The following is a 15023-nucleotide window of genomic DNA, read 5'->3' as shown; positions in this document are numbered from 1 at the left end:
GAGCTCTTCGGCCACTCCGGCGGGGGCCGGGTTGGGCGGCGAACCGCCCTCCCGCGCCCCACTCGGAGCGGCGGAAGGCGAGTCGGGCGCGGGCGGGGTTCTTGGGACGTGGACGGTTCAATGCGTCTCAAGGCTGCTCATGTGTGGCCCTCTCTGCCGGCCCAGACGACGATGTGAGTCGTCAGGAGGTGCGAGCGTCGTAGTTCTCGCGGTTTGCGAGGACCTCGGCCATGTGCGTCTGCGCCCAGCTTCTGAGCCCGCGTGTCATGTCGTGGAGCGAGAGACCGAGGTCGGTCAGCTCGTAGGAGACGGTGACAGGGACGGTTGGCGTCACGGTACGGGTGAGCAGACCATCGCGCTCCAGCGACCGTAGCGTCTGGGTCAGCATCTTCTGGCTGACCCCAGCCAGAAGACGAGCAATCTCGGAGTAACGCATCGCCGTCGGAGCGTCCGCGTGTGCTGCACCCGGCCGGCGAGGGCTGGTGTCGCCGCCCAGCGCACACAGGATCAGGACGACCCACTTGTCCGAGATTCGGTCCAGCAACTGCCGGCTGGGACATGCTGCCAGGAACGCGTTGTACTCCACCTTGGTCTGAGCTCTCTGCTGGGCCGCCTTCATCGTCGTCACTGATCGCACCTCTCACCGATGGGTGGGTTACGCACTCCAAAGTGCCTACTTCCCGACAGGAAGTTCCTCTCCAATGCTGATGCACGGACGCAGCAGGAGCCACCCCTCAAGTGCACGACGAAAGGCAACAAGATGAGCACACCCCCCTCCTCTCTACCCGGCGGCACCTGGACTCTGGGTGACCTGACCGTCACCCGGTTCGGCTACGGCGCCATGCAACTGGCCGGCCCGTGGGTCATGGGGCCGCCTGCTGATCGCGAGGGTGCTCTGGCCGTTCTGCGTGAAGCGGTCGACCTCGGTATCACCCACATCGACACCAGCGACGCCTACGGGCCGCGCGTCACCAACGAGCTGATCCGCGAGGCACTGCACCCCTATGCCGAGTCACTGCACATCGTGACCAAGGTGGGCGCGATCCGCGACGAACAGGGTGGCTGGCCTCCGGCCCGACGACCCGAAGATCTGCGCCGCCAGGTTTACGACAACCTCAAGTCCCTCCAGCTCGACGTACTCGACCTGGTCAACCTCCGACTCGGCAACGCCGAAGGTCCCCAGCCCGGTTCGCTCGCCGAGGCGTTCGAGACGCTCGTCGAACTCCAGCAGCAGGGCCTGATCCGCCACCTAGGGGTCAGCAACGCCACCGCGGAGCAGGTCAACGAGGCACAGAGCATCGCGCCGATCGTGTGCGTGCAGAACATGTACAACCTCGCCCACCGCCACGACGACAAGCTCATCGACCGGCTCGCCACCGACGGCGTCGCGTACGTGCCCTTCTTCCCCCTCGGGGGCTTTACCCCGCTTCAGTCCTCGGCGCTCTCGGCGGTCGCCGCTCGACGGGAGGCGACACCGATGTCCGTCGCACTGGCCTGGCTGCTGCAGCGATCACCGAACACCCTGCTCATCCCCGGCACATCATCGACGGCACACCTGCGCGAGAACATCGCCGGCGCGGGACTCATCCTCTCTCATGAGGACTTGACCGAGCTGGACGACATCAGCCGCTGAATGCCCGGCGCGCCTGCCCTGAACCCGCCGGATCAGGCCCTCGGACTGATCGTGCTGCCGCTGGGTGTACGGGCCCGCACGCGCCCAGCGGCAGCACACGACGTCGCACAGGCCCTGGTTCTGTCATCCGGGAGGGAGCGGGCAGGCAAGGTTCGATCACAGCGGCGTATCGGCCTCGCCCAGCCCGGCTCCTACTGGACCCAGGACTTCGGCACGGCCCGTTAGGACCTCCGCGACACCTTGACGAACCGGAGCGGGTCAGCGTCCGGCGGCGTACCGCACGAACGCGACCCACTCCGCGCGCCGGAAGGCGAGTCGGGCGCCGGCGGGGTTCTTGGAGTCGCGGACATGGACGGTGTCGGGGGTTGCGGCCAGCTCGAGGCATTCGCCGCCTTCGTTGCCGCTGTAGCTGCTTTTGAACCAGCTGAGCGGTGTGGGTTCCGCTGTGCTCATCGTTCCCCCAGCAAGTCCTCGATCAAGGCCAGGGACTCCCGCATGGTGAGCGGCTGCCGGGCGGGAGCCACGTGCCGTGGACTCGTCCTCCGGCCAAGGAGTCAGCGGCAGCCGCTCGAAGACAGCCGGGAAGTCGTCCGGCGTGACCGGATCCGGCGACCAGAACTCCTGTGCCGCTACCACCCCATTGGACTCGGAGCACCAGTGCTGCACCGCGGCCCCCATGACACTACGGGGCCTTGCGGCGGCGCTGGAGCAGGTCGTCATTCAAGTCTGCGCGGACCTTGGCTGCCGGCTGCCCCTGCGCGCCGGCAAGGCCTGCTCCGTGAAGATCAACGAGAGCGTCCACGCCGCGTTTCACCGCGCTCGGAGAACGGTTCGGCTACCCCGTTCCTCCGCTGGTGAGGGTTTTGGACATTCAGAGTGACCTGCGCTCTGCCGACCGATCCCGTGTCACCACACCACCAACTCCCCCACCGAGGGTTCCGGTGATGCCCTCTGCGGGTACCAACCTCGCACTCGCCGCTCTTCCTTTGCCTGCAGACCGGTTCCTGACACAGCGTCAGTTCAGTAATCTGACACTGTGTCAGTTACTTGTCCGTAAACTCAGGAGCGGGCGGACCGATGCTTGGATCAACCCACGGCACCCTCACCACCGACTCCCGCCGGGCCCGGGTCATCGCCTGCGGTGAGCAGCCATCGCCCGTCGTGCACGGCAGGCCTGCCGCCACCGACGACCTGGACGTCAGCGGGCGTCCGCTGTACGCCGACGTACCCGATCTCGACCGCTTCTTCCGTCCCGAGTCCGTGGCCGTCATCGGCGCCTCGGACACCGAGGGCCGGCCGAACACCGGAATCACGCGGCAGTTGATCGGCTGGGCCGAACGCGTCGGCGCCCGGCTGCACCCGGTGCACCCCACCCGTCAGTCCGTCTTCGGCATTCCCTGCTCCGCTTCCGTCGCGGACCTGCCGGAACAGGTCGACCTGGCCGTGCTGTTGGTCGGCGACCCCCTTCCCCTGATCGCGGAACTCTCCGAAGGGAAGGTGAAGTTCGCCGTTGCCTTCGCATCCGGGTTCGCCGAGACCGGGGCCGAGGGCGCCGCCGCGCAGGAGCGGCTGGCCGCCGCCGTCGAGCGTTCCGGGGTCCGGCTGCTCGGCCCGAACACCAACCTCAACGCCTTCGAGCGCTTCCGTGACGACCTCGACGGCCCGGCCATAGCCCTGATCACCCAGTCCGGCCACCAGGGCCGGCCCGTCTTCACCCTCCAGGAGCTCGGCGTACGGCTCTCGCACTGGGCGCCCACCGGCAACGAGGCCGACCTCGAGACCGCCGACTTCATCTCCTACTTCGCCGAACAGCCCGAGGTAGGGGCGATCGCCGCCTACGTCGAGGGGCTCAAGGACGGGCGCTCCTTCCTGCTCGCCGCCGACCGGGCCGCCCGGCGGGGGGTGCCGGTCGTCGCCGTCAAGGTCGGGCGGACCGAGACCGGCGCCCGTACCGCCGCCTCACACACCGGCAAGCTGACCGGAGCGGACACGGTGGTGGACGCGGCCATGCGGCAGTTCGGCGTGATCCGCGTCGACGGCCTCGACGAGCTCCAGGACACCGCCACTCTGCTGGCGCGCGCCCGGCCCCCGCGTGCCGACGGTGTGGTCGTCTATTCGATCTCGGGCGGCACGGGCGCGCACTTCGCGGACCTGGCGACGGAGGCCGGGTTGCGTCTGCCCACGCTGTCCGCCGCCAAGCAGGCCGAGCTGCACGAGTGGATACCCGAGTACCTCAACGTCTCCAATCCCGTCGACAACGGCGGGCATCCCGTGGGCGACTGGCGTGGCCGGAAGATCATCGACGCGATCCTCGACGATCCTTCCGTGGGCGTGCTGATCTGCCCCATCACCGGCCCGTTCCCGCCCATGAGCGACAAGCTCGCGCAGGACCTCGTGGACGCGGCGGAGCAGACGGACAAGCTGGTGTGCGTGGTGTGGGGTTCTCCGGTCGGCACCGAGGCCGCCTACCGCGAGACGCTGCTCGGCTCCTCCCGGGTGGCCACCTTCCGCACCTTCGCCAACTGCATCACGGCCGTACGCGCCTACCTCGACCACCACCACTTCGTCAGCGGCTACCGCTCCCCCTTCGACGAGGCACCGCGCATCCCGTCCCCCTCCTACCGCAAGGCGCAGGCGCTGATGATGCCCGGGCGGCAGCTGAGCGAGCACGCGGCGAAGCAACTGCTGCGGGCGTACGGCATCCGCGTACCGCGCGAGCAGCTGGTGACCAGCGCGGCGGCGGCCGTGCGCGCGGCGAGCCTGGTCGGCTACCCGGTGGTGATGAAGGCGTCCGGGGCGCAGATCGCGCACAAGACCGAGCTGGGTCTGGTGAAGGTGGGGCTGACCTCCGCCAGCCAGGTCCGCGACGCCTACCGGGAGTTGACCGACATCGCACGCTACGAGGACATCTCGCTGGACGGCGTGCTGGTGTGCCAGATGGTCGAGCGGGGCGTCGAGATGGTCGTCGGGGTCACGCACGACCAGCTGTTCGGGCCGACGGTCACCGTGGGTCTCGGCGGTGTGCTGGTCGAGGTGCTGCGGGACGCGGCGGTGCGCGTGCCGCCCTTCGGCGAGGACCAGGCGCTGGCGATGCTCTCGGAGTTGCGCGGCAGGGCGCTGCTCGACGGTGTGCGCGGGGGCCCGCCGGTGGACGTCGACGCCCTGATCGAGGTCGTCATGCGGGTGCAGCGCATGGCGCTTGAGCTCGGGGACCAGATCGCCGAACTGGACATCAACCCGCTGATGGTGCTGCCCCGGGGGCAGGGGGCCGTGGCGCTGGACGCGATGGCCGTGTGCCGCTGATGCCGCTGACGGCACTGACGGCGACACCACCGCAAAAGCGACACGACAGCCTGCATGAAAGGGAATGCCCCCATGTCAGAATCCCCCCGCGAATCACCGGAAAAGTCCCTGGACTCATTGGTACTGCACACCACTGACAACGCGGTCTCGTGGATCACCCTCAACCGGCCCGAAACCCTCAACGCCATCACCCCTGACCAGCGGGAACGCCTCATCCAGCTTTTTTCCGAGGCCTCCGCCGACCCCGCCGTCCGGGCCGTCGTCCTCACCGCGACCGGGCGGGGCTTCTGCGCGGGCGCCGATCTGCGTGGCACGGCCGTCCAGGCGGAACGCGTCGCCGGCGACGTGGCCCGCACCATCCGCCTCGGCGCCCAGCGGCTCGTGGCCGCCGTGCTCGACTGCGAGAAACCGGTCGTCGCCGCGGTGAACGGCACCGCCGCCGGTATCGGCGCGCACCTCGCCCTCGCCTGCGATCTCGTCATCGCCGCGGAAGAGGCCAGGTTCATCGAGGTGTTCGTGCGCCGCGGCCTGGTCCCGGACGGCGGCGGCGCCTACCTCCTGCCCCGGCTGGTCGGCCCGCAGCGGGCGAAAGAGCTGATGTTCTTCGGGGACGCTCTGAGCGCGGCCGACGCGGAGCGGCTCGGACTGGTCAACCGGGTCGTGCCCGCAGGGGAGCTGGAAAAGACGGCCCGCGCCTGGGCGGAGCGTCTCGCGGCCGGCCCGACGCGCACCCTCGCCCTCACCAAGCAGTTGGTGAACGCGTCCCTGGACGGGGACCGCACCGCCGCGTTCGCCGCCGAGGCCGCCGCGCAGGAGATCAACATGACGACGGCGGACGCCAGGGAGGGCGTGACGAGTTTCGTGGAGCGGCGGAGTCCCGAATACAAGGGGAAGTGAACCGACAAGCAAGCCGACATGAGGGCCAACACGTAAGCCGACATGAGGGCCGACAAGCAAGCCGACGCGAGGGCCGACACGTAAGCCGGAATGTGGGCCGTCAAGTAGGTCGTGAGGCTTCTAATCTGACGAGCCGTCAGCTTCAATGGAGGTGTGATGGGACACGCAGGAATGGCGGCCACCGCCGTCCGCTACCTCAGGTCGGTCGGCGCCCCGACCGCCGCGGAACCGGTCGAGGTGCTGCCTCGCCCCGACCTCCGCGCGGTGGCCGAGGACGAACGCGCACCCGTCGACGCGGCCGAGTTCCGCCGCGTCCTGGGCAACTTCGCGTCCGGTGTGACCGTGGTGACCGCACCGGCGGCCGACCCCGCCGACGGCCCCGCCGGCTTCGCCTGCCAGTCCTTCTCCTCGCTCTCCCTCGACCCCCCGCTGGTCGTGTTCATGGTCGCCCGTACGTCCACCACCTGGCCCCGGATCGCCCGCGCGGGCGTCTTCTGCGTCAACGTCCTGGGCGCCGGGCAGGGCAAGCTCTGCCGGGCCTTCGCGGTGAGCGGCGCGGACAAGTTCTCGGGAGTCTCCTACGGCGAGGCCCCGTACAGCTCCGCCCCGCGCCTGGCCGGCGCCACCGCGTGGATCGACTGCTCGATCCACGCGGTGCACACGGGCGGGGACCATCTGATCGTGGTGGGGCGGGTGCACGCCCTGGGCACTTCCGACGGCGACGACACCCCGTTGCTCTTCCACAAGGGCCGGTTCATCTGACCACCCGAGGTCGGCGCTCTCACACGGCCACGGCGGGTGCCACCGGACGCCTGCGGATCACCAGCGCCATCAGCGCGGCCGCCGCGCACAGTGCCCCCGAGGCGTACCACATGACGTCGTACGACCCGAAGGTGTCCCGGGCCACTCCGCCGAGGAAGGCCACCACCGCGGCGCCCACCTGGTGGGACGCCAATACCCAGCCGAAGACGATCGCGCTGTCGTCACCGTACTGCTCACGGCACAGGGCGAGGGTGGGCGGCACGGTGGCGACCCAGTCGAGGCCGTAGAACACGATGAAGAACAGCATCGAGGGGCGCACGGACGGATACAGGAGCAGCGGCAGGAAGAGCAGCGAGACGCCACGCAGCGCGTAGTACACCGCGAGCAGCCGGCGCGCGTCGAAGCGGTCCGTGAACCAGCCGGAGGCGATGGTTCCGACCACGTCGAAGACCCCGATGACGGCCAGCAGCGAGGCCGCCGCGGTGATCGGCATCCGCTCGTCGTGCGCCGCGGGCACGAAGTGGGTCTGGATCAGCCCGTTGGTGGAGGCGCCGCAGATCGCGAAGGTACCCGCGAGCAGCCAGAAGGGGCCGGTGCGGACCGCGGAGAGGAGGACCCTGACCGCGCGGGTCGCGGCGCCCGGCGTCGGTGCGGGCTTCTCGACGAACTCCTCAGCCCCGTACGGCTTGAGCCCGACGTCCGCCGGATGGTCCCGCAGCAGCAGCCATACGAAGGGGACGACCGCGAGCGCCGCGAGGGCCACCGTCACCGCGGCGGGGCGCCAGTCGTGGTTCTGCACGATCCAGGACAGCAGTGGCAGGAAGATCAACTGGCCGGAGGCAGACGCCGCGGTCAGGATGCCGGTGACCAGGCCCCGCCGCTCGACGAACCAGCGGTTGGTGACCGTCGCCGCGAACGCCAGCGCCATGGAGCCGGACCCCAGACCGACCAACAGCCCCCAACACAGCAGCAGTTGCCACGCCGCGGTCATCCACACCGTCGCACCCGAGCCGACCGCGATCACGGTCAGCGCCGCCGCGACCACCCGCCGGATCCCGAACCGGTCCATCAGCGCGGCGGCGAAGGGGGCCGTGAGTCCGTAGAGCACGAGGTTGACGGAGACCGCGAGCCCGATCGTTCCCCGCGTCCAGTGGAACTCCTCGTGCAGGGGGTCGATGAGCAGCCCCGGGAGGGAACGGAAGGCGGCGGCTCCGGTGATCGTCACGAAGGTGACGGCGGCGACGAACCAGGCCCAGTGGGGACGGCGGGCGCGGAACCGGGAGCGGCGGGTTCGGAGGGGTCGTGGCCCGTCGGCACCGGACTTTTCGGCGGCGGGCCCAGGCATGGTCGCATCGGTTGGCTGGGTCACGCCGTAGAGCTTCTGTCCTGAGAGATCCCCGATCGAGTGGCCCGAGGGACAGCATTCATTAGGATCGGGCCATGAGCCAGGCCCCCGAACCAGTCACGGACCGACGGCACCGCGTCGTCGTCCTCGCCCTCGACGGTCTCCTCCCCTTCGAACTCGGCATCCCCCAGCGCGTCTTCGGCCGCGCCAGGTCGCAGGTCGACGGCCGTGCGCTGTACGACGTGGTGACCTGCTCCATCCGCCCACCCGGTCCCGTCGAGGCGGAAGCCGACTTCTCGATCCTCGTCGAGAACGGTCCGGAGGCGCTGGCCACCGCCGACACCGTCGTCGTCCCCGCCTCGCACGAGCTCGGTCCGGTGTACGAGGAGGGCGTGCTCACCGGCGAGCTGGCCGCCGCGCTCGCGCACATCCGGCCCGGCACCCGGCTCGTCGCCATCTGCACCGGCGGCTACGTCCTCGCCGCCGCCGGGCACCTCGACGGCCGCCCGGCCGCCACGCACTGGGCCCACGCCGAGCACTTCCAGCGGCTGTTCCCCAGGATCAAGGTCGACGCGGACGTCCTGTTCGTCGACGACGGGGACGTCCTGACCTCGGCCGGTGTCGCCGCCGGCATCGACCTGTGCATCCACATCGTGCGCCGCGACCACGGCACCGCCGTCGCCAACGACGTGGCCCGCCGCACCGTCGTACCGCCCCACCGGGACGGCGGTCAGGCGCAGTACATCCAGCGGCCGGTGCCCGAGCCGCAGCAGGCGACCACGACCGCCGCCCGCGCGTGGGCCCTCGGCCGGCTGCACGAGTCGATCCAGCTGCGGGACATGGCCGAGGTGGAGGCCATGTCCGTACGCACCTTCACGCGCCGGTTCCGCGAGGAGGTCGGCGTCAGCCCCGGCCAGTGGCTCACCCAGCAGCGCGTGGAACGCGCCCGGCACCTACTGGAGTCCAGCGACCTGTCGATCGACCAGGTGGCGCGGGACGCCGGGTTCGGCACCGCCCAGTCGATGCGGCAACACCTGCAGACGGCGCTCGGCGTCACCCCGACCGCGTACCGGCGCACGTTCCGGACCGGCACCACAGCCGCCCAGCCGAACGGGACCGCCCTGAACCGCGACTGACCGGGATCTCACCCGGCCATCCCGCACCGCACCGCCCTAGAACGTCAGCACCCCCCGCGCCACCCGCCCCTCCCGGGCGTCCTCCGCCGCCTTGGTGAAGTCCTCCACCGCATACGTCTGCGTCACCAGTTCGTCGAGCAGCAGTCGTCCGGACCGGTACAGCTCCGCGTACAGCGCGATGTCCCGCTGCGGGCGCGCGGAGCCGTAGCGGCAGCCGAGGATCGACTTGTCCAGGTACATCGAGGAGACGCGGAAGGACGCCTCCGCCGTCGCGGGCGGTACGCCGAGGAGGATCGCCTGGCCGTGGCGGTCGAGCAGATCGATGGCCTGGCGGATCAGTTCGACCCGGCCCACGCACTCGAAGGCGTGGTCGGCGCCGGTCGGCAGGATGTCCTTCACTCCGTCGGTGGAGGTGAGGAAGTGCGTCGCACCGAACTGCCGGGCCACGCTCTCCTTCGCCGGATTGGCGTCCACGGCGACGATCGTCGACGCGCCGGCGATCCGCGCGCCCTGAAGAACGTTGAGGCCGATCCCGCCGGTGCCGATCACCAGGACACTCTCGCCTCGGTCCACCCGGGCCCGGTTGAGCACCGCGCCGACGCCGGTCAGGACACCGCAGCCGATCAGCGCGGCGGATTCCGGCGGGACGTCGTCGGGGATCCGTACCGCCTGTACGGCCTTCACCACGGTCCGTTCCGCGAAGGCCGAGTTGGACGCGAACTGGAACAGCGGCTCGCCGCCCCGCGAGAACGGCCGCTGCGGCATCCCGATCGCCTTGCGGCACATCGTCGGCCGCCCCCGGTCGCAGTCCGCGCAGGCCCCGCAGTTGGCGAGCGTGGACAGCGAGACGTGGTCGCCGGGCGCGACATGGGTGACGCCCGCCCCCACCGCCTCCACCACGCCCGCGCCCTCGTGGCCCAGCACCACCGGCACGGGAAAGGGGATCGTCCCGTCGACCACGGAGAGGTCGCTGTGGCAGAGCCCGGCCGCGGTGACCGCGACCCGTACCTCGCCCGGCCCCGGGTCCCGTACCTCCAGGTCGTCCACGACCCGGGTCTGCGTACCGTCGAAGATCACACCGCGCATCGGGGCTCCTTCACCTCGGGCATCTCGGGTCCCTCATCTGGGCCCCCTGGGCAGACCGAGCACCCGCTCGGCGATGATGGTGCGCTGGATCTCGTCCGAGCCGCCGTAGATGGTGTCGGCCCGGCTGAAGAGGAACAGGCGTTGCAGCGCGTCCAGTTCGTACGGCGCGTCCGGCGACCAGTCCGCCGCGCCGACCGCGCCGGCCGCGCCCCGCACCCGTATGGCCAGCTCGCCCAGCCGCTGGTGCCAGCGCCCCCACAGCAGCTTGGCGACGCTGGGGGCGCCCGGGTCGCCGCCCGCGTGCGGGTCGGCGCCCGAACCACCCAGCGTGCGCAGGGCGTTGAAACGCATGGTGCGCAACTCGGCCCACTGGCGTACGAGCAGCTCGCGGACGACGGGGTCGTCGACCGCCCCGGAGGAGACGGCCAAGTCCACCACGCGCCCCAGTTCCTCGGCGAACCCGATCTGCTGGGCCAGCGTGGACACCCCCCGCTCGAAGCCGAGCAGTGCCATCGCGACCCGCCAGCCGTTGCCCTCGCCGCCCACCACCTCGGGGGCGACGGCGCCGTCGAAGAACACCTCGTTGAACTCGCTGGTCCCGGTCAGCTGCCGGATGGGGCGCACCTCGATACGGCCGGGCTGGTCCATCGGCACGAGGAGGAAGGACAGTCCGCGGTGGCGGTGGGAGCCGGGTTCCGTGCGGGCGAGCACGAAGCACCAGTCGGCCTCGTGCGCCAGGGAGGTCCAGATCTTCTGTCCGGTGACGCGGTGCGATGCGCCGTCGCGTCCGGCGGTGGTGCGCACTCCCGCGAGGTCGGAGCCCGCGTCGGGTTCGCTGTAGCCCTGGCACCACAGTTCCTCGCCGCGGGCGATGGCCGGCAGGAAGCGCGCCCGCTGTTCGTCCGAGCCGTGGGCGATGAGGGTGGGGGCGAGGAGGTTCTCGCCGATGTGGCCGCAGCGCCCGGGGGCACGGGCGCGGGCGTACTCCTCGGCCCAGACGACCTGTTGGGTGAGCGTGGCCCGCCGGTTGCCGTAGCCGGGCGTGTTCCCGCTGTTCCCGGTGCTCGCGGTGCTCCCGGTACTCCCGGTACTCCCGGTACTCCCGCTGTTCCCGGCGGCCGCCGTGTCCCAGCCGATGCCGATCCAGCCGCCGCGTCCGAGTTCCCGCTCCCAGCCCCGGCGGACGGCCGCGGCTTGGTGCTCACTGCCGGGGCCGCCGCTGCCCACGGCCTCCTGGTAGGAGGCGAGGTGCGTGGCGAGCCACTCCCGCGCCTCGCTGCGGAACGCCTCGTCCTCCGGTCCGAACCCGAACTCCACGGTGTCCTCCCGGACGTCAGGCGTTGGGCCGCTCTTTCGCCTTCGCCGCCCGTGCCATGGCCTGAAGCTGGGCGAGCATGGGCATGGGGTCGACGCCGACCGTCCCGGGCAGGAAGTCCGCGATCTTCTCCGGGGTCCAGGAGCCGTCGGCGTACGCGGCGCGCAGTTCGCGGGGCTGGGCCCAGACCGCGATCTTCGGACCGGCGATGGTGTACACCTGCCCGGTGATCTCCCGGGCCCGGTCGCTCAGCAGGTAGACCACCAGGGCCGCCACGTCCTCGGGTTCGCCGATCTCCTTCAGTTCCATGGGCACGTTCGCCGACATCCGGGTGCGCGCCACGGGGGCGACCGCGTTGGCCGTCACCCCGTACTTGTGCAGTCCGAGGGCCGCGCTGCGCACCAGCGAGATGATGCCGCCCTTGGCCGCGCTGTAGTTGGCCTGGGCGACGGAGCCCTGGTGGTTGCCGCTGGTGAAGCCGAGGAGGGTGCCGGAGCCCTGCTTCCGCATCACCGCGGAGGCGGCGCGGAAGACGGTGAAGGTGCCCTTGAGATGGGTGGCGAGGACCGGGTCCCACTCCTCCTCGGACATGTTGAACAGCATCCGCTCGCGCAGGATCCCGGCGACGCACACCACCCCGTCCAGGCGTCCGTACTCGCCTAGCGCCGTGTCCACGACCCGCTGTCCGCCGGACATGGTGGAGATGTCGTCGGCGACGGCGACCGCCGAGCCACCGGCCTCGGTGATCTCCTTGACCACGCCGAGCGCCACGTCGCTCGTGGGCTCCGCGCCCTCGATCGAGACCCCGTAGTCGTTGACGACGACACTCGCGCCCTCGGCCGCCGCCGCCAGCGCCACCGCCCGCCCGATCCCGCGGCCCGCTCCGGTCACCGCGATCACCTTGTCTGCCAAGAAGTTCCCCACACCGGCCCCTTCCGACCCGAGTGCTCTCCGCCTCTTCCCGCGGTTTCTGACGGACCGTTAGATTTGCGATGGGTTGATTTTATGACCCGTCAGCTGCGTGAAGACAAGCCCCGGGAGGACTCATGTCGCCGCCGGCACTCCATCCTGCGTTCCACGACATCGCCAGGCGCGTGAACAACTGGGGCCGTTGGGGCGCCGACGACGAGATCGGGACGCTCAACCTGATCACCGACGACGTCGTGCGCGAGGCCGCCGCGACCGTCCGCACCGGGCGCCGGATCCCGCTGGCGCTTCCCCTGAAGCAGGACGGCGTCCAGACGGGGATGATCCCCGGCCGGGTCAACCCCCTGCACACGATGGTGCAGATCAATCAGGAGATCTTCGGCGCGGGCACCGTAGCGACCAGCGACGACGCGGTGACCATGGGCCTGCAGGCGGCCACCCACTGGGACGCGCTCACCCATGTCTCGCACTCGGGGAAGCTCTACAACGGGCGCCCGGCCGACTCCATCACCGCGCACGGCGGTGCCGAGTTCAGCGGTATCGACAAACCCCGCCACCTCGTCTCACGCGGTGTCCTGCTGGACGTGGCCCGCGCTCGGGGCCGGGACAGCCTGGACGGCGGCCACGCGGTGACACCGGAGGACCTGGACGCAGCGGAGGAGTTGGCGGGCACGCGGGTGCGCTCCGGTGACATCGTCCTGGTGCGCACCGGGCAGATGCGGGTCTACCTCGCGGGCGACAAGCACGCGTACGCGTACCCGTCGCCGGGCCTGTCCCTGCGCACCCCCGAGTGGTTCCACGCGCGCGATGTGGCGGCCGTCGCCAATGACACCCTGACCTTCGAGATCTTCCCGCCGGAGATCGAGGACCTGTGGCTGCCGGTGCACGCGCTGGATCTGGTCGAGATGGGCATGCTCCAGGGCCAGAACTGGAATCTCGAAGAGTTGTCCACAACCTGTGGAGAAACCGGCCGCTACGCCTTCCTGCTGTCGGCGACCCCGGAGCCCTTCATCGGCGGTACGGGCAGTCCGGTCGCACCGGTCGCGATCCTCTGACCGCGACACCGGAAGGGAGAGAGGGGCCGGACACGGGGCACCCGGACATCGAGGAGAGAGACCGCCGGCTGGCGACGCGCACTGCCCGCCCCGAGCACGGCATGCGCGCCACCATCCGGCTCCGGCGTTCCCGCCCTGCTCCTCGCGGCCCAAGGGACCGATCCCCGGTCCCGAGTGGCCGTCCCGACCCTGAAGGAGCCGACGCCGAACGCGACCCACACTCGCCGAGGGCTCCCGTCACCGAAACCCTCGTCGTCCCCTCACGGCGAATCGCTGCCCACAAGCGTGATCAAACGGACACCTCGCGTCAACACCCGATCGGTGATTTATCGCATACACCCCATTTGTGAGGGCGCGTGCGGGAGCATCTTCCGGCGCGTTCGGCTGCGCGTACCGCTCAGCGCCGACCGGGTCCTTCACGGTCGGCGCGCGCACGGCATGACCGAAGGCGCGATCCCTCCCCCGTGCCATTCGCAATTCCGCGTGCCGTCCGCGCTTCCGCGGGTCATCCGCAATTCCCGCAGACCACCACGCGGGCATCCGTGGACATCCGCAGGTGTCCGCGGACGCGCCTGAGCCGGGCGGCTAGACGGCCGCGCGGGCGAAATCGTCGTACTCCCGTGCGCCCACCTCGTACGCGTTCGCACCGTTCTGGTACGCCGCGGGGCCCGCCGACGCCTCGTACGTGGCGGTCGCCACCGTGGACGCGGGCCGACAGCGGTCCAGTTCGCACCAGATGCGCTTGCCGGTGCCGTCCGGGTCCCAGCCCCAGCGGTCGGCGAGGCCGTCGACCAACTCCAGGCCCCGGCCGCCCGTGTCGTCACCCTCGGCATGCCGGGGAGCGGGGGGCTTGGCGCTGGCGTCGGCGACCTCCAGCCGCACCGTGCCGGACACCGCGCCCGCCGCCGCGCCGGAGACACCCGGCAGCAGCAGCCGCAGGACGGCCGGACAGCCGGTGTGCACCACGGCGTTGGTGACCAGCTCCGAGACGAGCAGGATCAGCGTCTCGGCGAGTGGTTCGTCGTCTCCTATCCCGGATCCCGCGAGCCGCGAACGGGCCCATCTCCGGGCCCGCCCCACCTCCGCGGGGTCGGGCCGGATCTCCAGCTGCACTTGAAGCACCTGCACCGCTCACACCATCCGAACCGGCGGACACATCGCCTCGCGCCTCACCAAGGCCACGATCGTGGCCATGACCAACATGGCCAGAACTGGGGTCACGGAACGTGACTCCCCTGCGAGACAGCATGGTTGACGTACAGTCACCCCAACAAGCGCTTCGGGCATATTCCAGCGCGAAGGAGTACGCGTACGGCATACTGTGCGACGCTTGCGGCGGGGAGTCGAACAGGCGGCTACGCAGGGGTGTGCCGCCCGGCCAGCTGTGGGCGTCGCCCGTTCCGGAGCCGCCTCATGGGCAACACCGTGACGGCTCGACCTCGGAACCACTCGCACCCCACACAAGGTACCGGTTCGTGGCGCCGACTCCACACCGTGACGACCCCTCGAGCGACACGACCCGATATCAACGCTCCGTAATTTCGGTATGCCACGATCTGTGACA

At 70.5% G+C, this 15023-nt stretch carries 14 protein-coding genes and 1 pseudogene; 7 read left to right on the top strand and 8 right to left on the bottom strand.

The window, feature by feature from the left end:
• Positions 1-181: 181 nt before the first annotated feature.
• Positions 182-619 carry a winged helix-turn-helix transcriptional regulator gene (locus EF387_RS04080; RefSeq protein WP_202918144.1) on the bottom strand — a complete coding sequence of 146 codons (438 nt, stop codon included), beginning with the start codon at positions 617-619 and terminating at the stop codon, positions 182-184.
• Between the two features lie 141 nt (positions 620-760).
• Between EF387_RS04080 and EF387_RS04075 the strand changes: the two genes are divergently transcribed.
• Together EF387_RS04075 and EF387_RS04070 are read left to right on the top strand one after the other, a co-directional pair.
• Positions 761-1633, top strand: a complete 873-nt coding sequence (locus tag EF387_RS04075; RefSeq protein WP_128375083.1) for an aldo/keto reductase family oxidoreductase — start codon at positions 761-763, stop codon at positions 1631-1633.
• Positions 1634-1858, top strand: coding sequence for a hypothetical protein (locus EF387_RS04070; protein ID WP_128375082.1), 225 nt, complete (start codon positions 1634-1636; stop codon positions 1856-1858).
• 33 nt (positions 1859-1891) lie between these two features.
• Here EF387_RS04070 and EF387_RS04065 read toward each other — a convergent pair whose 3' ends face one another.
• Together EF387_RS04065 and EF387_RS49930 are read right to left on the bottom strand one after the other, a co-directional pair.
• A complete protein-coding gene (locus EF387_RS04065) occupies positions 1892-2086 on the bottom strand; it encodes a DUF397 domain-containing protein (RefSeq protein ID WP_128375081.1) in 195 nt (64 codons plus the stop codon).
• Positions 2087-2173: 87 nt separating this feature from the next.
• Positions 2174-2311, bottom strand: a pseudogene (locus tag EF387_RS49930) (DUF6183 family protein); the annotation flags it as partial.
• Between the two features lie 399 nt (positions 2312-2710).
• Between EF387_RS49930 and EF387_RS04060 the strand changes: the two are divergent.
• The 3 genes from EF387_RS04060 (at position 2711) to EF387_RS04050 (ending at position 6595) form a co-directional block, all read left to right on the top strand.
• Positions 2711-4936 (top strand): acetate--CoA ligase family protein, encoded by a 2226-nt coding sequence (locus tag EF387_RS04060; protein ID WP_128375080.1) that lies wholly within the window; start codon positions 2711-2713, stop codon positions 4934-4936.
• Between the two features lie 72 nt (positions 4937-5008).
• A complete protein-coding gene (locus EF387_RS04055; protein ID WP_128375079.1) occupies positions 5009-5833 on the top strand; it encodes an enoyl-CoA hydratase/isomerase family protein in 825 nt (274 codons plus the stop codon).
• 156 nt (positions 5834-5989) lie between these two features.
• The gene (locus EF387_RS04050; RefSeq protein ID WP_128375078.1) at positions 5990-6595 is read left to right on the top strand and encodes a flavin reductase family protein; all 606 of its coding nucleotides are present in this window, start codon (positions 5990-5992) and stop codon (positions 6593-6595) included.
• A 19-nt stretch (positions 6596-6614) separates the two neighbouring features.
• Here the strand turns inward: EF387_RS04050 and EF387_RS04045 are convergent, their stop codons facing one another.
• Positions 6615-7964 (bottom strand): MFS transporter, encoded by a 1350-nt coding sequence (locus EF387_RS04045; RefSeq protein ID WP_128375077.1) that lies wholly within the window; start codon positions 7962-7964, stop codon positions 6615-6617.
• Positions 7965-8035: 71 nt separating this feature from the next.
• Here EF387_RS04045 and EF387_RS04040 point away from each other — a divergent pair, with 71 nt between their 5' ends.
• Entirely contained in the window at positions 8036-9076 is a 1041-nt protein-coding gene (locus EF387_RS04040) for a GlxA family transcriptional regulator (RefSeq protein ID WP_128375076.1), read from the top strand.
• Positions 9077-9112: 36 nt separating this feature from the next.
• On the opposite strand, the gene EF387_RS04035 is transcribed toward EF387_RS04040, so the two are convergent.
• From EF387_RS04035 to EF387_RS04025, 3 genes are read right to left on the bottom strand one after another with little or no spacing between them, the layout of a single operon-like run.
• Positions 9113-10162: a Zn-dependent alcohol dehydrogenase gene (locus EF387_RS04035; protein WP_128375075.1), complete on the bottom strand. Its 1050-nt coding sequence runs from the start codon at positions 10160-10162 to the stop codon at positions 9113-9115.
• Between the two features lie 33 nt (positions 10163-10195).
• Positions 10196-11479 (bottom strand): acyl-CoA dehydrogenase family protein, encoded by a 1284-nt coding sequence (locus tag EF387_RS04030; RefSeq protein ID WP_128375074.1) that lies wholly within the window; start codon positions 11477-11479, stop codon positions 10196-10198.
• 16 nt (positions 11480-11495) lie between these two features.
• Positions 11496-12401 (bottom strand): SDR family oxidoreductase, encoded by a 906-nt coding sequence (locus EF387_RS04025; RefSeq protein WP_128375073.1) that lies wholly within the window; start codon positions 12399-12401, stop codon positions 11496-11498.
• A gap of 122 nt (positions 12402-12523) precedes the next feature.
• Here EF387_RS04025 and EF387_RS04020 point away from each other — a divergent pair, with 122 nt between their 5' ends.
• The gene (locus EF387_RS04020) at positions 12524-13459 is read left to right on the top strand and encodes a cyclase family protein (RefSeq protein WP_128375072.1); all 936 of its coding nucleotides are present in this window, start codon (positions 12524-12526) and stop codon (positions 13457-13459) included.
• Positions 13460-14044: 585 nt separating this feature from the next.
• On the opposite strand, the gene EF387_RS04015 is transcribed toward EF387_RS04020, so the two are convergent.
• Positions 14045-14587 (bottom strand): ATP-binding protein, encoded by a 543-nt coding sequence (locus EF387_RS04015; protein ID WP_128375071.1) that lies wholly within the window; start codon positions 14585-14587, stop codon positions 14045-14047.
• Positions 14588-15023: the final 436 nt, after the last annotated feature.

Source organism: Streptomyces cavernae, assembly GCF_004023625.1.
Lineage (GTDB): Bacteria > Actinomycetota > Actinomycetes > Streptomycetales > Streptomycetaceae > Streptomyces > Streptomyces cavernae.
This window is presented reverse-complemented; position numbering and strand designations above follow the sequence as displayed.